This is a genomic window from Nostoc sp. CENA543, assembly GCF_002896875.1.
GTDB lineage: Bacteria > Cyanobacteriota > Cyanobacteriia > Cyanobacteriales > Nostocaceae > Trichormus.
In genome coordinates, this window is record NZ_CP023278.1 from 3,431,720 (window position 1) to 3,454,042 (window position 22,323).

General features: G+C 40.4%; 16 protein-coding genes. 14 read left to right on the top strand and 2 right to left on the bottom strand.

Going from position 1 to position 22,323, the window contains the following annotated elements; genetic code table 11:
- Positions 1–65 precede the first annotated feature (65 nt).
- Complete coding sequence (locus tag CLI64_RS14200; protein ID WP_103137824.1) at positions 66–977, bottom strand: hypothetical protein; 912 nt, start codon at positions 975–977, stop codon at positions 66–68.
- Between the two features lie 347 nt (positions 978–1,324).
- Here CLI64_RS14200 and CLI64_RS14205 point away from each other — a divergent pair, with 347 nt between their 5' ends.
- The 4 genes from CLI64_RS14205 (at position 1,325) to CLI64_RS14220 (ending at position 6,862) form a co-directional block, all read left to right on the top strand.
- Positions 1,325–1,960, top strand: coding sequence for a sigma-70 family RNA polymerase sigma factor (locus CLI64_RS14205; RefSeq protein ID WP_103137825.1), 636 nt, complete (start codon positions 1,325–1,327; stop codon positions 1,958–1,960).
- 102 nt (positions 1,961–2,062) lie between these two features.
- Positions 2,063–3,436 (top strand): DUF1822 family protein, encoded by a 1,374-nt coding sequence (locus CLI64_RS30810; RefSeq protein ID WP_157943274.1) that lies wholly within the window; start codon positions 2,063–2,065, stop codon positions 3,434–3,436.
- 93 nt (positions 3,437–3,529) lie between these two features.
- Positions 3,530–6,286: a pentapeptide repeat-containing protein gene (locus tag CLI64_RS14215; protein WP_103137826.1), complete on the top strand. Its 2,757-nt coding sequence runs from the start codon at positions 3,530–3,532 to the stop codon at positions 6,284–6,286.
- Between the two features lie 102 nt (positions 6,287–6,388).
- Positions 6,389–6,862, top strand: a complete 474-nt coding sequence (locus CLI64_RS14220; protein WP_103137827.1) for a hypothetical protein — start codon at positions 6,389–6,391, stop codon at positions 6,860–6,862.
- Positions 6,863–6,867: 5 nt separating this feature from the next.
- On the opposite strand, the gene CLI64_RS14225 is transcribed toward CLI64_RS14220, so the two are convergent.
- The gene (locus CLI64_RS14225; RefSeq protein ID WP_103137828.1) at positions 6,868–9,561 is read right to left on the bottom strand and encodes a zinc-dependent metalloprotease; all 2,694 of its coding nucleotides are present in this window, start codon (positions 9,559–9,561) and stop codon (positions 6,868–6,870) included.
- A gap of 657 nt (positions 9,562–10,218) precedes the next feature.
- Between CLI64_RS14225 and CLI64_RS14230 the strand changes: the two genes are divergently transcribed.
- From CLI64_RS14230 to cysC, 10 genes are all read left to right on the top strand, one after another.
- Complete coding sequence (locus CLI64_RS14230) at positions 10,219–11,049, top strand: protein-glutamate O-methyltransferase CheR (protein WP_103137829.1); 831 nt, start codon at positions 10,219–10,221, stop codon at positions 11,047–11,049.
- Positions 11,049–11,621, top strand: a complete 573-nt coding sequence (locus CLI64_RS14235; protein WP_103137830.1) for a chemotaxis protein CheB — start codon at positions 11,049–11,051, stop codon at positions 11,619–11,621. The genes CLI64_RS14230 and CLI64_RS14235 overlap by 1 nt, the downstream gene beginning before the upstream one ends.
- A 4-nt stretch (positions 11,622–11,625) precedes the next feature.
- Positions 11,626–13,704 (top strand): response regulator, encoded by a 2,079-nt coding sequence (locus CLI64_RS14240; RefSeq protein WP_103137831.1) that lies wholly within the window; start codon positions 11,626–11,628, stop codon positions 13,702–13,704.
- Between the two features lie 304 nt (positions 13,705–14,008).
- Entirely contained in the window at positions 14,009–14,443 is a 435-nt protein-coding gene (locus tag CLI64_RS14245; protein WP_103137832.1) for a hypothetical protein, read from the top strand.
- A 257-nt stretch (positions 14,444–14,700) separates the two neighbouring features.
- Positions 14,701–15,156 (top strand): hypothetical protein, encoded by a 456-nt coding sequence (locus CLI64_RS14250; protein ID WP_103137833.1) that lies wholly within the window; start codon positions 14,701–14,703, stop codon positions 15,154–15,156.
- Between the two features lie 331 nt (positions 15,157–15,487).
- Complete coding sequence (locus tag CLI64_RS14255) at positions 15,488–15,790, top strand: DUF6464 family protein (RefSeq protein ID WP_103137834.1); 303 nt, start codon at positions 15,488–15,490, stop codon at positions 15,788–15,790.
- Between the two features lie 168 nt (positions 15,791–15,958).
- On the top strand, positions 15,959–16,822 hold the full coding sequence (locus CLI64_RS14260; protein WP_103137835.1) for a Tab2/Atab2 family RNA-binding protein: 864 nt from the start codon (positions 15,959–15,961) through the stop codon (positions 16,820–16,822).
- Between the two features lie 290 nt (positions 16,823–17,112).
- Positions 17,113–18,420, top strand: a complete 1,308-nt coding sequence (locus tag CLI64_RS14265) for a TldD/PmbA family protein (RefSeq protein ID WP_103137836.1) — start codon at positions 17,113–17,115, stop codon at positions 18,418–18,420.
- Between the two features lie 153 nt (positions 18,421–18,573).
- Positions 18,574–21,171: a chloride channel protein gene (locus CLI64_RS14270; protein WP_103137837.1), complete on the top strand. Its 2,598-nt coding sequence runs from the start codon at positions 18,574–18,576 to the stop codon at positions 21,169–21,171.
- 356 nt (positions 21,172–21,527) lie between these two features.
- Entirely contained in the window at positions 21,528–22,091 is a 564-nt protein-coding gene (gene cysC / locus CLI64_RS14275) for an adenylyl-sulfate kinase (protein ID WP_103137838.1), read from the top strand.
- The last annotated feature ends 232 nt before the right edge of the window (positions 22,092–22,323 follow it).

The following is a 22,323-nucleotide window of genomic DNA, read 5'->3' on the forward strand; positions in this document are numbered from 1 at the left end:
CCTGCCCCCTGCCCCTCTGCCTACACAGTGATAGTATATTTTTTTAGTTGTAAGTCCCGAATTTCTCAGCGCAGGTTAATGGGATATTTCCTAAATGTATCTTTGCCAGTGAAACGTACCAGTGGTCGTCCCGTTCTATTAACAAGTTGTACCGCCGCAGAACAACTTTCAGGTGTCACAACTCTGACTTTATCTACATTCCAGTTATCGTAACTTTCAAATGCGTTACGTGGAGAGCCATCGTGTTCTATTCTTAATGCAGCCAAGTCACCAACTTTTGTTCCTGATGGTAAAGGAATAGTTACTGTATTGGTGAAGTTATTTGGCCAATTTCTTCCCTGGTTAAGATTTACCTTTGACAGTGTTGTGCCATTCTGTAGTTTAATTACTCCGTAGGCTACAGAACCGCCTCGGAGGTCATCACCGCCAGTGGTAATGGCTACTTGCAAGGATGAAATAGGTGTATTTCTGGCTGAGGATGGGGCATTGAGGGTAATATCGTGAAATGTGTTGACTCCAGTCAAACGCACCAATGGCCGTCCAGATGTGTTTGCTAGTTGTACCCCAGCAGAACAGGTTCTAGGTGTAGCAACCTTGAGGGTATCAACATTCCAGTTATCGTAGCCATCAGGAAATCGTCGGGGCGCGCCATCATGTTCTAGGGTGAAAGAAACTAAATCCCCAAGTGTTGTACCTGTGGGTAAAGGTAGAGACACCCTGTAGGTGGAGTTGTTACCCCAGTTTCTACCACGATTTAGATTAACTTTTTCTGTCCTTCCACCTCTTAATTCCACAATTCCGTACACAACAGAACCACCACGCAAATCATCACCACCAGTAGTAATGGTTACATCTAAAGCGGAAACCTCTGTTGTGGGAGATTGAGCGATCGCACTAGACTGTTTTAGAGCCAAAACAGCAGTAGTGGGTACAAGTAAACTCAGAATTAGGCTTTTAAATCTAATATATTTGTTCATAACTATTTCCTCCTACTTAACTTTCTGCAATCACGAGAGTTAATTGATTTTGTCCTCACTTTCAACAACAGATGAGGCTGAGAAAATATTCCGAAATTTGCTAAAAAATTTCTGCTCAACATCATAAAAAGGCTGCAAAGCAATACTCAATGAGCTTTTCGTCCCTCATGCAATCTCTAGCGGGTGCATAAAATCTCATCCCCAAACCTATATATCTAAGTGTTTTTGATCTGACAAATAGCAATTTCATTTGGTACAGAAGCATTAAGGATTAGTCTATTGAGTAATCTGCAATTGCTGTCCTCTTTTGTTCTGCTACCTTTTTTTGTAGTTGAGATAATATACTTATGCAGTCAAAACCAATCGCAGATACCGTTACACATTTCATCATCGATGCCGAGTATCAAGACGTAATCAGCAAGATTGCGCGCAAATATACTAGAGGCAGTTCTATGTCTTGGGAAGATGCGGCACAAACTGCAATGGTGAAAGTTTATGAAGCCGTGAAAGCTGGGAAGTTTCACCAAGGGGGAATGGCCGAATTTCAGCGTTGGGCTACAGTTGTGGCGCGATATGAGATTATTAACTATGTGAAAAAAGAACAGCTGCGTAACTACCAAAGTCTCGATGCTACTATCGCTGGTACAGATTTATTTTGGGTAGACACAATTGCTGATGATAGTAATTTATGGGATGCTGTTACCCGCGCCGATTTAATTATCCAAGCAAAACAAGCAATTATCAATCTAGATTCGCGGTATAGCGATCGCGGTTATCTCAAATTATGGCAGCTGATGGTTGCAGGGAAAAACCAAACCCAACAAGCGTCTGCACTAGGAATTAGTCAAGGGGAAGTTTCCAAGCGTTGGAAAGAATTAGTCGGACGTGTCGCAATGGAATTAGGATTATTACAACCGGAAGCTATTAAACACGCACAAACTCAAACCAAAGTTACTCGCAGGCGTTCACAAGCCACATGGTAGTTTTTTCGCCAATTTGGAAGAATTTATTATTTGTTGGCATAGAATAATCCACTTACTTGTTAACACAATTAACAACCCTTCAATATCGGGAAATTTTCACCTATGCGTAGAGAATCTGAAACATCTCAATCTGCTAATCTGCGAAAACCTTTAGCAGCACCACAACCTGGAGAAATCTGGGAAATCAGTCGTCACATACAATATTATGGTGAGTTTTGCCCCACTGCCGAAAATCAATTCTACTCTACCGCAGCTCAAAGCTTTTTACGGGGAGAAACTCCACCCCGCTACGTCATGATTATTACAGAACCGGAAGCAGAGATTGTTTCTGTCATGGTGTTGTCTACCGAAACTAATTTTACTTCTGATATTAATTTATTAATTCCTGCTCAGATTTCTGGTTCAGCACAAGATTTATTAGCAGAAACTTGGCACGTACAACCGATGTTAGTTAGTAATTTATTACAGCCAGTTGGTCAAAGGTTATCAAGGAAGATTTACGATCTTTTACTAACAGTAGGAGACTATTATCATGGTTTAGTCGAGCTAAAATTAGAAAGTCATCATATTGAAAGCTTAGGTTTAAAATTAAACACTGCAACATCTTTAGACATCAATAAAATAACGCTCTTTCACCAACAAGAACAAGCATGGAGTGATGTTTTAACAATACCTGTAGCAGCTTATTATACCTATATTAAAACTGTAAACTTTACCGATAAAATTCTCCAAGAGCAATTACACATAGAGCAAGAATTAGCAGAATTTGAGTCCCATGAACATAAATTTCTCAGTTCACTAGCTACAGCCTTAAATAAAACCCATACTATTCTCAGTCGCTGGACACAAAATATTTTTGACCCCGAATGGCAAAATTCTTCTCAATTACCAAAATTTGCAGTTGCCACCCGCAGTGCTAGGGAATTACAACATTCTCCTCTAAACCCTAATGAAATTACGGCAATTATTCAGCAATTATCATCTACGAATAACGAAAAACAACGCCAGCGTGCAGCTAAAGATTTAGGAGAGGTTGCTGTTGGTAATAGTGATGCAATTCAAGCCTTGGTGAATTTGTTACGCAGCACGGCTGATGATGAAACATTATGGATAGCGGTAGAAAGTTTGCGAAAACTTGATCCAGTAAATCCTGCTGCTGGTATCAGAAGAATTAAACTGATTGATTTAGGAGTGGAGATTGCAGGCAAAGATATAGCTTTAGCCGTGGCATTTTTACAAAAGATTGATGGTGATGTTAGCGTACTTTTACAAGTTTATCCCACAGGTAATCATAATTATTTACCACCTGATTTAAAACTGATACTGCTGGATGATTCAGGTAATATATTGCGAGAAGTTACAGCTAGACGCGCTGACATTTATATCCAACTTAAGTTTAGCTGTGCAGTGGGAGAAAAATTTACTGTGCAAATAGCTTTAGATGAGACGAATTTTGGCGAAGATTTTATGATGTAATTTAACGAAAATATGTAGGTTATGGGAAAATTAATCGCAGACATATTTTTTGTTAATTGCCAAAGCCATACCTACATATAAACATTTTAAATTATGGCGTTAGTAACGTTTTTGAACTTTGCAGGTCAAAATCTTCAGGGTCGTGACTTCAGTGGTCAAAACCTGACAAATGCAGACTTTAGTAACTCTGATATTCGCGGGGCAAATTTTACCAACGCTATTCTAAAAAATGCTAACTTTCAAAATGCCAAAGCTGGTATTAAGAATGATTGGGCATTTTTCCTAGTCTTAGTGGCTTTTTTACTATCCATAATATCAGGAACTTTTTCAGGTTTCTCTGGCACTTATTTAATAACTTTTATATTGAGAACTGCTCCCGACATTAATATTTACCTATTTTTGGCATCATTCACCGCACTGGCACTTTTTTTTATTGTTAACATTTTTCGAGGGATCAGAGCAGCTTTAGTAACAGTTGTAATTATAAGTGCGATCGCAGGAGCTTGTTGTGGCATATTTGCTGGCACATTTCCTCAAGCAGTGGTGATTCCATTTGTCACTGGTTCTTTTATGATTGCGATTACGGTTGCTTTCCTCACGGGAGTTATAGCTTGTACTATTGCTGGCATAATTGCTATTTCCTTCATCGCAACAATAGTTATTCTCAGTTTAATTGGCATTATTCCCGGCTCGCTGGTAGTAGCAAGAATGGCTGTGAGTATGGGACTTTTTACAGGAGATATTACCAGTGCTTTTATTGAAAGTTTTCTTGGTGCTATTAGTGTCACGATTCTTGTGATGTTACTCAATAGTTATGTCGGTTGGCAAGCTCTAAATCTCCATGAAAAATACGACGTAATTATGAAGATTGCTGTTGCAGTAGTCAGCCTGCGCGGCACTTGTTTGAGAAATGCTGATATCAGTTCAGCTAATTTTGCTCACGCTACTCTCCGCAATATAGACATCAGAAATGCAACTCTGACTCACTGCAACTTCTATGCTGCTAAACAACTTGATTATGCTTTGTTTGGGGAAACAATTTTAAAAAACCCAAAAGTCCGCAAGTTACTAATATCTAAAATCGGCGCGCATCAAGATTTTGTCGGTTGTAACCTGAAGGGTGCAAACCTGACAGATGCATATATGAGTTATGCTAATTTTAGTGAAGCAGATATCAGCGAAGCTAATTTAGCAGGTGCAACTTTAGAGGGTGCAAATTTAACAAAAACTCAAGCCGTCAAAACGAATTTTCAGCAAGTAAATTTAACAGCAGCTTGTTTAGAGTCCTGGAATATAGACAACACAACTCAACTAGAAGAAGTGATTTGTGACTACGTTTATCTATTAAATAATCAACAAGAACGTCGTCCTAGTAGTGGGGAATTTGCACCAGGGGAATTTACTAAATTATTTCAAGTCGTCATCAATACTGTTGATTTAATTTTTCGTAACGGCTTAGATTTACAAGCTTTATCTGCGGCTTTAGCAAAAGTGAAGATAGAAAATGAAGATATCCCTTTAACAATTAAAAGTATTGAAAACAAGGGAGATGGTGTTGTAGTTGTGCGGGTGGATGTACCAGAAACAACGAATAAAGCAAAAATTCATACTGAAGTTATGCAAAATTATCAATTGGCTCTGCAACAGTTAGAAGCTAGATATCAGGCGGAATTAAAAAGTAAAGATGAACAGATTACCCTGTATCGCCAACATCAAGCAGATTTAAAAGAAATAATGCAAATGATCGCTCCCCGTCCGCAACAATTGACACCAGGGAAGCTAGTAGTTTTAAAATTAGTGCAAGCTGATTTAAATACAGGATTTTCAGTTATCCTAGAGATTAGTTTAGAAGGCGATCGCCCATATTTTCAATCTCATGGACAATTACCTCCAGCCTCAGAATTATCCTTAGCTTACCATCAATGGCAAACTGCATATCGTCGCAGTTTACAGGGAAATGCACGCATCAAGTTTCCTGAAATGCAAGTTACTAATATTAGCCAACGAGAGTTATTTAAAGAATGCGATAAATTAGCCTATGCCGTCAAAAAACAGTTAAATTTATGGTTAAATTCAGAATTATTTCGTCCTGTTAAAGAGCAACTACTCGAAAAACTCAATCCCTCCGAATCAATTCGGATCATCTTGCAAACGGAAGATAACCTATTACGCCGCATACCCTGGCAAATTTGGGATTTTTTTGACCGATATCCTCAAGCAGAAATTGCTCTTGCTGCAACTAATTATGAAAGAAAAGAAAAATACCAATCTGCAAAATCTCACATCAAAATATTAGCGATATTAGGAGACAGCACTGGTATTAATACGCAAAAAGATAAAATATTCCTCGAAAAATTACCTCATGCCGAAGTTCAGTTTTTGATAGAACCACAACGCCAATTACTCAATGATCAACTTTGGCTACAACCTTGGGATATTTTCTTTTTTGCTGGACACAGTTTTACTCAAATTGACCAAAAAGTTGGAAATTTTCACATTAATCAAAATGAGAGTTTAACTATTGCTGAGTTAAAAAATGCCCTCACTAAAGCTATAGATAAAGGTCTCAGCCTAGCAATTTTTAATTCCTGCGATGGGTTAGGATTAGCAGCTAATTTTGCTGATTTGCATATCCCTCAAATGATTGTGATGCGCGAACCAGTACCCGATAAAGTAGCACAAGAATTTTTAAAGAATTTTCTTACAGAATTTTCTAGTGGTAAACCTTTGTATCAATCAGTAAGGGAAGCACGCTTAAAATTACAAGGTTTAGAAGATGAGTTGCCTTGTGCAAGTTGGCTACCAGTAATTTGTCAAAATCCAGCAGAAATTCCTTTTACATGGTATTAGTCACAGGATGTTTAGTTAAGTTGTGTATAGGGGAAGACTGAAAATAATCTTTCTATTCCATACTACAAAAGTAGGTTTTATATTTAATAAAGTTCATGAAATATGAAAATACTCCCCCATGATACGTTTACCATTACGACACCTGACTCAGTAAATATAGTTAGACAAAGACTAAGTCAGAAAGTTGAACCACCAAAAGCATTTAGATTTTATACAAAACACGCTCCCTATGAAGGAAGCATTTCTGAAGATGGTTTTCAGATAAGTCGAATTATTCACTACCGTAATTCATTTTTACCAATGATTCGGGGACGGTTTGAAGTGCAATCTCATCAAACTTTAATTCATGTGGAGATGAATATACATCCTTTTGTGATGGCGTTTTTAGGATTTTGGTTTTTCTTTTGGTACAGTGCAGTTATTCCCATATTATTCACTGGTTCTATACCTAATCACATAACCCCAATATTTGTAAGTATGCCTATACTAATGTTGTTTATCTGTTGGGGATCTTTTTGGTATGAGGCAAAGCGTAGTCGCACTGAATTGACGCAAATTATTCAAGGACAAGTGTAATTTCATTAACCCTGAGATAGTAATTGTGCATTTAAGGCTTTGGTAATGCGATCGCTAGAAAATTGTAAGTGAGCTATTGTATAAATATCCAGTTGGGGGGCGAATTTTTGCAGTTGGTAGTCAATGGCTCGTTGGAGTTGTTGTAGTTCATACCAAGCTAGTGTACAAGCATCTTCTGGTAAATCATTTTGATGGAGGAGCATCGCTAGGAGAATATTCAGGTGTTCTCGTTGCAATGAACGACGCATACTAGAAATCTGCTTTGGTTGCGTGTTGTGGAAAAGTTCTGTCCAAATACCTGTTTGTAAGCTGTCAAACAGTTCAGGAATAGATAAAGCTTGATTATTGGGGTTTTTTAATTCTAAATCACGTAACCGATGCAAGCGATCGCTATCTAACAGCGATCGTAATATCCTAGTTTGAAACTGCAAAATCCGTTCGTGAATGGGATAGTCAAGGCGGTTACTGGGTGTCATGCTTCCCCAGTGTTCCCAGCGTGAAGGTGCTAGCTGATTTAATAATTGTGGTGAAAAAGTGAAAGCATCTTCAGCAAATACATACTCCTGTAGTTTTGTCAATGCTTGATGTTGTTTGTCTCGTGGAACTCCGACAAACACCCAAGAATAATCATCACCTACATGGAGACGCTGAAAAGATTGTCCACCGATGTACTTTGAAAGTAAAGTGGCATTGCGAAAATAATATTGCAATATCTTATTAAATAAAACACCCAAATTACTATAACTTTCGCCTTTCGCCAAAGAATGCTCATTCAAATGCTGCCACATCACACGGGCGTTATCCATTTGCCATTGGGAATAGACTAAAACATCACTACTCATATCCCAAACATTAGCCAGGGGATTAATATCCCAAATATCTTCATCAGTAGAGTAAGATAATTCTGGTTGTGGTGAAGCTAAAGCAATCTGCTCTAAAAAATCTTTCTCTGCTTCTGGGATGTAGGGTTTAAGTCCTGCGTGTGGACTGGGTTTATAGCCATACTCTATCGCCCACTCGTCATAGGGGCCGACAACCCAAGGAAAATAGTCTCCCTGTTTTACTCCCTGGGGTGCAATATTCACAGGTACATAATCCATCACCGAAGCTACTAAACCTTTAGTATGGGTAATGGCAGTATCATTTAATTGTTCAGGCGTTAACATGGTACTGCCTTGAAAGTTGTGGCGTAAACCCAGAGTATGTCCCACTTCATGCGCCACCACTGAACGCAGATATTGATGCACATATTCTTGCATCAGTTCTGGTTGCGGTGTCGTTTGCGGCAAAAGTGACAACGCCAAAGATCCAAACGCGGCTTGATTTGTAGATTCCATCCCATAGCAAAATTCTGAAGACTCCTGTTGTTTATCTAGAGTCGGACAGGAATTATCACCCAGGGACGTAGTTGTATTTCTCAAGGCGCGATACTGCTGATTGACTGAACGCACCATATTGGCATCAATAATGATATCTGCGTCTAAGATTTCCCCAGTCAGTGGGTTGACGCGAATTGGCCCCTTGGCAAAGCCTGCATCGAGGGAATTAAACCAGCGAATCGTATTGTAGCGCACATCAGCCGGTTGCCAATTAGCATCATCCGGCATTTGCCGCACTTCCACCGCATTTTCAAAACCAGCTTTAGCAAAAGCTTTGTTCCACATCAACACACCTTCACGGATGGCATTGCGGTATTCTAAGGGAACAGCATTTTCAATCCAAAATACTATCGGTTTTTTGGGTGGAGATAGGGCTGCATCAGGATCAGATGGTTCTAAATGCCAACGATTAATGTAGCGCACAAAGGTATCTAACCCGTCATTGTGCGAAAAATCTTGAAAAGCTGTAATGAAATATCCTACTCGGTCGTCAGCCAGTCGGGGAATATAGCCGTTGTTTTCTGGAAGTTGGGAAAAACTGTAATGTACCTTCAGCGTTAAGGCTCGACTATCGGGTAATGTAACTAAATTTGCTCCTTCTGCTGAAGAAAACCCATAAATGGTATCTATTTCTACATTCTCTGGAAAGCTGCTGATTTTACCGAAATAAGACTTATCGATTTCTAAACGGTAATCAGTTTGAAGTGAGTATTTTAACAAGGGTGTTAAACCTGGAAAATCCCGCATCAATAGATCATGCAGGTTAATCAAAATATGATGATTGTAAGGATTAATACTATCTATAGGTAGGGAATACAGAACCGAATCACTAAAAGAACGAGCTAGCGATCGCTGTTCTGGTTTTGTAGCATCAGTGCGAAATTTAACATTACGCACCACAAAATGCAAGTGATTATTAACTGGGCGCAAGTAAAATAGAAAGTCCGCCAACGGTAAGCCACTATAAATTCCACCTTCCCCAATGCCCGATTCCAAAGTTACCGCCGCCAGGTAATTTTTATTTAACTGCTCAGGCTGAATTTCCCAGTAAATGTTTCCAGAATCAGGACTTTGATAAAAGTTAAACAGCCCCTCTTGTTTGTCTGTTGCTTGCATTATCTCCCGAAATCGCCAGAAATCACCCTTTCTACCTAACTCAAAAGCATCAGCATCAACTAAGTTTTCCTCCATTGCCATTGAATTTAGTTGCTGTACATCAGGATTGGTCACTTGGTCAGCTGCTGCACCGATAACATTAAATAGAAAACTACACAACACCAATATGGTATAGATTGCCAATTTCCTGAGCCAGTTTTTCATATTAGGTAAAAATGTGGATTAATTTGCCAAAAATCCACCCTGGAAAGATTGAATTGTGATTTAACAAGGGGAACGCCACCAGGCTTGCAGTAGCGTCTATTTAATCATTGCTATTAGCATTTTTTGGGAATTTTTTTCATAAATTTAAAATCGCTATATAGCAATATATATATCTCAGGATAGATGAATCGACAAATATAAAATTGTGTAACAAATTACATTTATGGGGACAGGGGATTGGGGACTGGGGACTGGTGATTAGGGACAAGGGGGACAAGGGAGACAGGGAAGATAAGGGAAGGTAGGAGATGAGTAATGAGTAATGAGTAATGAGTAATGAGTAATGAGTAATGACTAATGACTAATGACTAATGACTAATGACTAATGACTAATGACTAATGACTATTGACTAATGACTAATGACTATTGACTATTGACCAATCCTAAAATTTTTCCGAGATTGCATAACATCACCCCTATTGAATGATACATAAGTAACAAATGCCCTCCTAGAAGTGAATCACCCCCTGAAAATCAGGGGGATTTTTGTTTTTTGGGTAATTTTCCCAATCCCCAGTTCCCAATCCCCAGTTCCCAATCCCTATTACCTTGCTCCACTAATGATTTAGGATTGCTATATCTTCACTATCCTCATTATGATTTTGCCTAAACCCGATTTAGAGGACATTGAAATTCAGTTGCTATTGCAAGGTTTATACCTATATTACGGTTATGACTTCCGTAACTATGCTCAGGCTTCTTTGAAAAGACGCATTCTGAGTTTCATACACTCTCAGGGTCTGAAGAATATTTCCGCATTACAAGAAAAATTACTGCACGATCGCACATCTTTGGAACAATTTTTAACTAATATCACCGTCAACGTCACATCAATGTTCCGTGACCCTAGTTTTTATTTGTGCTTTCGGAGTAAAGTTATACCATTACTCAAAACTTACCCTTTCATTCGTATCTGGCACGCTGGCTGTTCTACTGGGGAAGAAGTCTATTCAATGGCAATTCTCCTCCAGGAAGAAAACCTGTATCACCGTTGTCGCATATATGCTACTGATACTAATGAAAAGGTACTGCAAACTGCCAAAAGTGGGATTTTTCCACTCAAGTTAATGCAAGAATATACCCAAATGTATCTGAAAGCTGGTGGCAAGCAGTCTTTCTCAGAATATTACACTGCTGCTTATGATCACGCAATTTTTCGCACTACATTGAAAGAAAATGTGATATTTGCCCAGCATAATCTGGCTACAGATAGTTCTTTCAATGAGTTCAATGTGATAATATGCCGCAACGTTTTAATCTACTTTAATCAAATATTACAAAAGCAAGTGCATACACTATTTCATAATAGTTTGTGTAATTTTGGTATCTTGGGTTTAGGTAAACAAGAATCACTGAGATTTACCCCTTATGAACAATACTATGAAGAAATAGCTAAAGGTGAAAAACTTTACCGGAGGCTGAACTAGTGTGTTTTAAAATTGTTGTAGTGGGGACTTCGTTGGGGGGATTATCAGCTTTGCAAAAAATTCTTGGTAATTTACCACCTCATTTTCCTGCCGCGATCGCCATTGTGCAGCATCGTCATAAGGAATCAGACGCTACCCTCAAAGCATTACTGCAAACATACACATTATTACCAATTCAAGAGGTAGAAGATAAAGATGAAATCATCCCAGGTAGAGTGTATTTAGCACCACCTGATTATCATTTGCTAGTTGAACCTGGTTATTTTGCGCTGTCGATAGATCAGCCTGTGTCTTACGCTAGACCATCAATAGATGTATTGTTTGAATCAGCAGCTGATACCTACGGGGGACGCGTGATTGGTCTAATATTAACAGGAGCAAATCAAGATGGTAAACAAGGACTGAAAAAAATTAAGGCGCGAGGAGGTATTACCATCGTACAAGAACCAAGTACGGCCGAAAGTCCGATTATGCCTGCCGCAGCTATGGCTGATCTGGCAGTAGATTGGATTTTACAACTACCAGAAATTTCGGATTTACTAGTCAATATTTGTTATTCCACAGGGAACTGAACTCATGCAGCCCGAACTCAAAGTCAACATCCTCCTAGTAGATGATAAGTTGGAAAATTTGCTCGCACTAGAGGCGGTTTTAGAACGTTTGGGCGCAAATCTAGTGCGAGCTACCACCGGCGAGGACGCTTTAAGATGCCTGCTAAATCAGGATTTTGCCGTCATTTTATTAGATGTGCAGATGCCGGGAATGGATGGTTTTGAAACCGCGACAATGATTCGCAGTCGGGGGCGATCGCGTCAAACTCCCATTATCTTTTTAACAGCATTTAGTAGCAACGAACAAATGTTGTTTAAAGGTTATGCTTTAGGAGCTGTAGATTATCTCCTGAAACCGATAGAATCTCATATTTTACTGTCGAAAGTGACAGTATTTGTCGAATTATTTAAAAAAACTCAAGCAGTCCAACGTCAAGCAGCGCAACTCACAGCCATGAATGCAGAATTGCGCCAAAGTGAGGAAAGATTCCGTTGTTTGAGTACCTGTTCTCCTGTAGGCATTTTTGAAACAGATACAGAAGGACACTGTAAATATACTAATCCCCGCTATCAGGCGATTTGTGGTTTGAGTGCGGTAGATACCTTACATACAAAATGGATCGATTCAGTTCACCTAGAAGATAGAGCCAGAGCCGTCGCCAGTTGGAATGCTTATATTCAACAAGGTGGCGACTATTCAGAAGAATTTCAGTTTTATACCCATGATGGTAGCCTGCGATGGGTGCAGGTGCGCTCCTCTCCTATGCTTTCTAATCAAGGGGAATTATTGGGCTATGTAGGGACTTTAGAAGATATTACCGCCCGTAAACAAGCCGAAGAAATCCGCGCTCAAGTAATTCGGGAACAAACCGCAAGACAAGAAGCAGAAGCTACCAATCGCATGAAGGATGAATTTTTAGCGGTATTATCCCACGAACTGCGAACACCCCTCACCGCCATGTTAGGCTGGTCGAAAATCCTCCGCGCTAAAAAGCTAGACGCAACAGCCACAGCCCGCGCCCTAGAAGCAATTGAACGCAATGCCAATACTCAAGTACAGCTAATTGAAGATATTTTAGATGTATCGCGGATTATTCGTGGTCAACTGCGCCTCAATTTATGTGCAGTGAATCCTGTGTCAGTCATTGAAGCCGCTTTAGAGGTAGTGCGCCCCTTAGCAGATACTAAAGATATTGAATTACACACTTTCTTGAATATGAACTTGGGTTCAGTGTGTGGTGATCCATCACGATTACAGCAGATTGTCTGGAATCTGCTCACCAACGCCATTAAATTTACACCCCAAGGTGGTAAGGTAGAAGTCCATTTAACAGGTATTGAACTGGAAAGGACTGAACAAGAAAATCAGAAAATTTCGGCTTCTATTCCTGTGGGTATTCCTAAATCTTCTGTTTACGCTCAAATTCAAGTTATTGATACAGGAATTGGGATTACTCCAGAATTTCTGCCGAAAGTCTTTGAACGTTTCCGTCAAGCCGATAGTACCACCACGCGATCGCACAGTGGACTGGGTTTAGGATTAGCCATTGTCAGGCATTTAGTAGAATTGCATGGTGGTATAATTACCGCCGATAGTCCAGGAGAAGGACAAGGTGCAATCTTTACAGTCCAACTACCTTTGATCGGTGCAAATCAAGAGAATGTCAATCAACCACAGGAAGTAAATTTTTGGCAAAGTTCCACACCCCTCCAAGGAGTCAAAGTCTTAATCGTCGATGATGAAATTGATACCTGTAATTTATTAGTTTGCTTATTAGAAGAATCCGGCGCGATCGCGCATGCTGCCAACTCCACAGAAGCAGCGTTAGCAATACTAGAAGAATCACAACCTGACATTTTAATCACTGATTTAGCAATGTCAGACTCAGATGGTTATAGTTTCATTCACAGATTACGCAACCTAGAAGCACACCAAGGCGGTAATATTCCAGCGATCGCCCTCACAGCTTGTTCTCCTGAAGCCGCATCTCCTCCATCTATTCCCCTGGGATTTCAGCAACATTTATTCAAGCCGATTGAATCCGATAAATTAATTGCTACAGTCATCAATCTTTTGGAGAAAACCGCAGTCGGGAAAATGTAATTCTTTTACGTTAGGTGTTTTACGTGAAGTTTTGTATCTAAAAACTCATATACTATTTATGGGTAAAGATGCACACACTTTTACATAAGTAAGTGTTGTTTGTATTTGGAGATTAACACATATGCTGATTAAATAGTAAAGAGACTTATTGATTTATCAAAACCTAGCAATAATCACTGATTTTCTCTGGTTTTTGGTATTTAATAAAGTCAATGGAAGTCAGTAAATAACTTTTCGGTCAAGCAAATTTTGAAGAGATATTAAATACTTCCAAAGTTCGGCAGTTTCTTGAGGAGAAACTGGTATGAAAACTACACTTCAGTCGGTTATTGCTGGATTTTTAGGAGTCCTTTGTACAGTTCCCATCAGCTTGATTTACAACCAAGCAGCACAAGCTCAATATAATGAAGACTATCCTGGAGATACTGTTACAAGAATCATACTCCACAACCACAGTCGCAGAAGCTCCATAACAGGATTATATGTCTGGAATCGTGAGCGACAAGAATGGAGTCGTAATCGCTTAGACTCACCCCTTGAAGCAGGTAGCGATTCTAGAGTATTGCTTTCTCGTCGGAGAGATGAATGCAATTACAGAATCAAAGTAATTTATTCTGAAGGTCGTGATTTAGAAAGCAATGATGAGTTAACCACAAGGTTTAATGCTTGTGAATACCGTCATTTAGTTGTGCGTCGTAGAGAAATTATAGCTGTCCGCAGAAATCCTGACCGCAATTAGCAATTAAAAGCATCATTGTTAATAGTTGTTGTTTAATTGAAACTTTTGTACTGTAGTTTTCCTCCGTGTTATCTTGTACCGGATTTGAACTTGATATCACAGTCCTAAATCACTCATTCGTGAGAAACAAGATCCCCGACTTTATCAAAGAAGTTGGGGATCTATCTCATATTTGGCTACTGTATTTTTATTTTTAGTACAATTGTACTAAAAAGCTGTTAAAATGCCTAAAAAGCCTAGTAACATTGCGAACAACAATGAAAAAAACTGTAGCCAGCAACAAACAGCCTATTTCACTACCATTAGCACTATTACCAGCAAACTTAAATACTGCCATAGTGCCATTACAGCCACCACAAGACACAATTAGCACCTGGGAGAGATTAAATACACTGGTGCAGAACATTAATCAGATAGCAGCAGAATTAGAAGCCAAAATATTAGAATTAAAAGCGATCGCTAGCAATATCAACAGTCAAATCAATAGTCAAATCAATTACTCGACAGCAAGTAGCCAGCAGTCATATCAAAGTATTTGCCAGTATTCATCTGTAAGTATTCCCTGGGTAAGACAAAAGCCAGATTATTCCTTTCTGCTCACAACCAGAAAAATTGATTTATTCAAAGCCGAAAGAGAAGCAGCACTCCTGGCACAACAGCTGCGTCAACGCGCCCATAGGAAAAAATTAGGCAAGCAGCGTCGGAGGAAGTAGGGGATAGGGGACTGGGGACTGGGGACTGGGGATTGCAAATTGCGTTAGCGTAGCGGGACGAAGTCCATTGCGTTAGCGTAGCGGGACGTTAGTCCATTGCGTTAGCGTAGCGGGACGTTAGTCCATTGCGTTAGCGTAGCGGGACGTTAGTCCATTGCGTTAGCGTAGCGGGACGTTAGTCCATTGCGAATTGCGAATTGCGAATTGCGAATTAGTTCCCTGTTCCCTGACTGAAGGGTTCGGTCGCTTGATTAACAGAAGATAAGAGATAATAATTTGAACAAAGACGGAGGAAGCAAATCGCTCGACGTATCTTAAGAGGACAAGAGAAGTGTTTAGGACACTTTTACTAATTACTATTGGTTTGTTACCTTCCCTGTTTTCGCTATGGGTAATTCGTAAAACCCATTGGCGGATACGTTTACGGTTGCGCCAAGCCGCCATTAACGCTTCTAGAGCTAGGATACAACAAAGTCTTAGACCAGTAGAGGGCGATCGCTATTACCTAGAAGGAGTAGGCTTCCTCATTGGTGACATTAGTTGTAAATTCAATGCCCGTTGTGGTTATCTCCGTTGTGCAGTCAACCCTCACGGCCCCTGTAAAGGGTGTAGGTATTATGAGGCGAGGGATTAAGGGCATGGGGAGTTAATGAGTGCTGTTAGCGGAAGCGGGGCGTTTAGCCCGTGCTGAGTAGTGACTAATGACTAATGACTAATGACTAATGACTAATAACTATTGACCATCCTTGGTAGAGTGAGAATATAAGCAAAATATAAACTCGCCAGATTTTTACGGCAAAACATGGGCAGTATTTGGGAAATAGATTTTTACTCCCGTCCGATTTTGGACGAAAATCAGAAAAAAATTTGGGAAGTCTTAGTCTGTGAAAGTCCTTTAGATATTCGCACAAACTTAGATTCTCTATTCCGTTATGCAAAGTATTGTCCTAGTACACAGGTAAACTCAGTCTGGTTAAGGACAGCATTACAGGAAGCTATCGATAAAGCTGGGGAAGCACCAATCAAAATTCGCTTTTTCCGCCGCCAAATGAACAATATGATTACTAAAGCTTGCGAAGATTTGGGGATTCCTTCCCTACCTAGTCGCAAGACTTTGGTACTTAACCAATGGCTGCAACAGCGTATGACTGAGGTTTATCCCCAAGAAGCAGGCTATCAAGGGGGGACAAATCCTTCAGTCAGGTTAGATAGTCCTTTACCCCAGAGATTACCTGATGCCCTAGAAGGACAACAATGGATATTTGTCTCCTTATCGGCTGGAGAGTTGGCGGAGATGCCAGAATGGGAAATCGGCTTTAGTGAAGCTTTTCCCCTAGATTTGGCACAACTAGCCCCCGAAACCCGCATCCCTGGTATTTTGATTTTCTCACCTAGGGCTTTACCTTTAGCTGGCTGGATGTCGGGTTTGGAGTTGGCATTTTTGCGGATTGATGAGAAACAAGGAACGAAGTTAGTTTTAGAAACTGGTTCTACAGAAAGTTGGATTTTAGCCAATATCAAAAATCCCACCACCTTAGCTGAAGCCAAGGGTTTTGAAGCTGCCAAGCAAAAAGCTAATGGTGTACATTTTCTAGGCGTACAATCTGATCCGCAAGCCGAAGCTTTCGCAGGATTTTGGCTATTACAGGAGATTAGTTTGCCTTAAATGGGGCATGGGGCATTGGGCATGGGGCATTGGGGTTAAATCTGTTCTCATCTTTCTTGTGACTGTATTTACCGATTCCTGATTCCCAATTCCCAATTCCCAATTCCCGATTCCCGATTCCCAATCTAATAAATGCGAAGAGATACCAATCATTTGGGATAATTATCTGCGTCCGTCTGCATTGCGAATTTATCAAATGCTAATTTACGCGGATAATTGCTAATGATTTGGGATAATGATCTGCGTTGAGTGGCGGTTCAAAATCCAAAATCCATCATTTACCGAGAGTCATGGGTTCTGAAAATTTGTTACAGGATACACTAGCAGAACGGCTACTGGAGTTAGCTATCAAATCGGGCGCAGAAGCAGCTGAGGTGTATCAGTCGCGATCGCTATCTCGTCCGGTGTTTTTTGAGGCTAACCGACTCAAACAACTAGAAACCAGTCAATCTGAAGGTACAGCACTGCGATTATGGCGCAATGGCCGTCCAGGACTCACGGTAGCTTATGGTTCTGTAGAACCACAAGCAATGGTAGAAAGGGCGATCGCTTTGAGCAAACTTAACCAGCCAGAAGTCTTGGAGTTAGTCAACGATTCTCAGGAAGTTTATCCCAATTTAGGGACAGCTGTACCTGTAGAAGTTTTAGTGGGTTGGGGAAAAGAAGCGATCGCCATCATCCGCGATGCTTATCCAGACGTGGTCTGTAATAGTGATTGGGAATGTGATTTAGAAGTAACAAGAATTGTCAACAGTAGAGGTTTAGACGCATATTATACTGATACAACATTAAGTTGCTATATGTCGGCTGAATGGGTAAGAGGGGATGATTTTTTGAGTGTTTCCGATGGTCAAACCCAGCGCGACATTTTAGAACCAGAAAAATTAGCCCAGCAAATTTTACAAAGATTGACGTGGGCAAAGGAAAATGTTTCGTCTCCTCATGGACGCGTCCCGGTGTTGTTCACATCGAAAGCGGCTGATATGTTATGGGGAACTGCCCAAGCGGCGTTAAATGGTAAACGAGTGCTAGAATCAGCTTCTCCTTGGGCAGAACGTATTGGTCAACAGGTAATTGCTTCTAGTCTAACTTTGTATCAAGACCCCTCAGCAGGCCCTTATAGCTGTCCTTTTGATGATGAAGGTACACCCACCAATCCTTTAGTATTTGTCGAAAGTGGCATCTTACAAAATTATTATTGCGATCGCACCACCGGAAAGAAACTAGGTACTGATACAACTGGGAACGCTGTCCGTCCTAGTTTAAGCAGTTATCCTACCCCTGGGTTATTTAATTTTCTGATCAAACCTGGTACAGCATCATTACAAGAGTTAATTCAAAATATCGATGACGGTTTAATCGTAGATCAAATGTTAGGTGGTGGTGGCGGTATTTCCGGCGACTTTTCCATCAACATCGAACTAGGTTATCGCGTCCGCAAAGGAGAAGTTATCGGACGTATAAAAGATACGATGGTAGCAGGTAATATCTATACGGCTCTCAAACAAATAGAATTAGGTAGTGATACTGATTGGAATGGCTCTTGTTACACTCCATCTTTGATAGTAGAAGGACTATCGACAACGGGGAGGAATTAGTGAGTGATGAGTGCTGTTAGCGGTAGCGGGGCGTTTAGCCGGTGCTGAGTAATAAGTAATGAGTAATAAGTAATAAGTAATAAGTAATGAGTAATGAGTAATGAGTAATGACTGTTGACTAATGACTAATGACTAATAACTAACAACTAACTTATGGACTTTCGTAGGTGGTTGCAGCCAAGAAAAGGGTTAGCGATCGCAGAAGCTTGTATTATTGGGGTGGTGGCTGCTTTCTCGGCAGTTATCTTAAAGGTGGGTTCGGGTTCTTTGGGTGCATTTCGGGTTCAGAGTTCCCATATTTTACCGGCATGGGTGGCTTTACCTCTAGTCGGGGTGAGTTTTGGGTTTTTAGCTGGCTGGCTGGTAGAAAGGTTAGCACCACAGGCGGCGGGTAGTGGTATCCCTCAAGTCAAGGCGACTTTGGCTAATGTCCCGACGAAATTATCTTGGCGGGTAGCTTTAATTAAGCTATTCACTGCCATTATTGTCTTAGGTTCGGGAATGACTTTAGGAAGACAAGGGCCGACGGTGCAAGTGGGTGCTGGTTTAGCGGCGGGGATGAGTCATTTAGTTCCGACTTCGCCTGATCATCGGCGACAAATGATAGCAGCCGGTGCGGGGGCTGGTTTGGCGGCGGCGTTTAATGCTCCGATTGCTGGGGTACTATTTATTATTGAGGAATTACTGCAAGATTTATCAGGTTTAACTTTAGGAACTGCAATTATCGCGGCGTTTATTGGTGGGGTGATGTCGCGATTGCTGGGTGGTGGCAGTTTTGATTTAAGTATCCAATTAATGCACTATTCCAGTAAATTTTACTTTACAGAAATTCCCTTTTTCTTGTTGTTGGGTGTTTTAGCAGGGATACTGGGGGCATTATTTAATCAAGGCTTGATTTTAAGTATTAAATTATATCGTCGGTTGCATATTAGCTTACCCTTGAGGATGGCTTTAGCTGGCTTAATTTCAGGAATTATTGTTTCTTTATTGCCAGCATCTTTTAGGGATAATACGGGATTACGAGAATATATTATTACAGGTGAATTACAGCCTACCGTAGCCGCGATCGCTTTTATCTCTCAGTTTATTCTCACCTTAATCGCCTTTGGTTCGGGCGCGCCGGGAGGATTATTTGCACCGAGTCTGATTTTAGGTTCAGTTTTGGGTCACATGGTAGGGGTGTTGAGCTTCCAAGTTGTTGATCAAGCTTCTCCCATTACCTATGCTTTAGCTGGGATGGGGGGATTTTTTAGTGCAGTTTCTAAAGTCCCCATCACTGCTATTGTGATTGTCTTTGAAATGACCACGGATTTTAATTTAGTGCTACCTTTAATGATTGTGGTAGTCACGGCTTATTTAGTAGCTGATAAAGTATTTCCTGGTTCGCTGTATGAAAAGCTGTTGCAATTGAATGGTATTACCTTAACTAAAAAAGTTTCCGTCGAAGGCATTTTAAACCAGTTAACCGCCAAGGATGTAATGCAACAACGGGTAGAAACCCTAGATGCAGACATGACTTTAGAAGAAGTCACACAAGCCTTTTCTACTTCCCATCATCGCGGGTTTCCGGTTGTGGAGAATAGTAAACTAGTGGGAATTGTCACCCAATCAGATTTAACTAAAATTCAAAATCGTCACTTACAAAAGGATACAACTTTACGAGAGATTATGACCGCCAATCCCATGACGGTGACACCTGTGCATAACTTGAGTAATGTGTTGTATTTACTAGATAGATATCAACTCAGCCGCTTACCTGTAGTAGAGGGGAAAAAACTAATTGGGATTATTACCCGTGCAGACATTATCCGCGCCGAAGCAGATCAATTGAACGGGAAAACCGCAATTCCAGGGCCACAACCGGAACCTTCCTATGTAGTTTACCAAACGCGATCGCCTAGTGTTGGCAGAGGTAGATTATTAGTCCCCGTCGCCAACCCCGAAACCGCCGAGACATTATTAGAAATGGCTGCTGCCATTGCCCGCGATCGCCACTATGAAATAGAATGCGTCCAGGTGATTTTAGTATCGCGCCACAGTTCCCCCGCCGAAACACCAGTCAGAACTACAAAAAGTCGCCGTCTCCTCAGACAAGCGGAAGTTTTAGCAAAAAAATGGCACATTCCCCTACATACTCAGATTCGCGTTGCCCACGACACCGCCCAAGCTATCCTAGAAAGCATCAATGAAAGCCATATAGACCTAATTTTGATGGGTTGGAAAGGTAACACCTCCACCCCAGGACGAATTTTTGGCAACGTCGTAGATACCATCATCCGCCAAGCCACCTGTGACGTAGTGCTAGTTAAATTAGGTAGCAGTCAACAGTCAACAGTCAATACTCAGCACTCCTTCAACCGTTGGTTGGTGCCTATGGCTGGGGGGCCGAATGCAAGATTAGCAATTAAACTGTTACCAGCTTTAGTTACGCTGGGAGATCATCCCCAAATTTGTTTAACACGGGTGTTTAAACCCCTGGAATTTCAGCCAGATATGACGGTGATAGAACAAGCCTTGCGTCAATTGATGCGTCGCCGTCAATTAGCGAGTACAGTCGTCGCAACTCCCGTACAAGCTAATTCTGTGGCTGAGGGTGTAATTGACTTAGTAGAAAACCAAGGCTTTGATGTGGTGGTGTTGGGTGCTTCCCGCGAAGGCTTACTACAACAGGCTATTCAAGGAAATATACCAGAAGCGATCGCCTCTGGTGTAGATAGTACGGTGATATTAGTGCGGGGAGCAATTACATAATTGTGGTGCCACCGCACAATCAAAGATATGGATATTTAAGTTTCGTTGTTGCCAAACAAGACAAAACTTGAATTTTTGGGTTAATTTAGATGAGTATCTCTATTTTTTGCTTGTATAGCCTTATTTTTAAGCAAAACACTAGCTAATTAATAAATTGATACTCACAGTAATTATACGGTTAATTCATTGAGTTTCGTAACAATCGGTTTTATTCCACAAGGTAAAGATGTTGTCAGTTAGTAATTATACTTATTTAAATAAAAATTAATTTTACATTAATATTTCATAGATATCTAGGCAAAACTATCTTCCATGCTTGATCAATAAACTCATTTAATTTGACGGGACAAAAAACTATGAGTAAAAATCTTGGTGTAACCGTTTTATTGACCGGTTTAAGTGGTGCGGGTAAATCTACTATTTGTCAAGTTGTGGAAAAAGAATTAAGAATGATTGGACGTAAAGTTGAAGTGTTAGATGGTGATCAAGTCCGTCAACATTTAACTAAAGGTTTAGGCTTTAGCAAAGAAGACAGACAAGAAAATATCCGTCGTATTAGTTTCGTCGCGCACTTACTCACTAGAAATGATGTAGTTGTATTAGTACCAGTGATCGCACCATATTATCAGATGCGGGATGAAATGCGTAATTTAATTGGCAATTTTATTGAGGTTTATGTCAATGCACCTTTAGCAGTATGTGAACAACGAGATGTTAAAGGTTTATATCAACAAGCCAGGTTGGGTAAAATTCAGCAGTTTACAGGCATTGATGATCCTTATGAAGTTCCGCTTCATCCAGATGTTGAATGTGACACTGTTCAAGAGAGTGTAGCTGAAAGTGCTAATAAGGTATTAAATAAGTTAAACGAATTGGGTTACATATCTTACTATAGAGAGCTTGTGAATTTTTCAGCTTAGACACTTGCAACTTAACAACAAATGATAAAACTTGTATGTCATTGTTGACAAAAAATTAGAAGTAGTGGCGTGACCGGACTAAAATAGTGCATTAAATTGGAAAAATTTAAACGCAAATAAACGCCGATAAACGCGGATAAAACCGATGTTTTCATGCAACATTTTAGCCTTGCCACGCTACTACTAATTTAACGTTTGCGTATTACGCGCAAGCTGTATACGCCAAACTGTA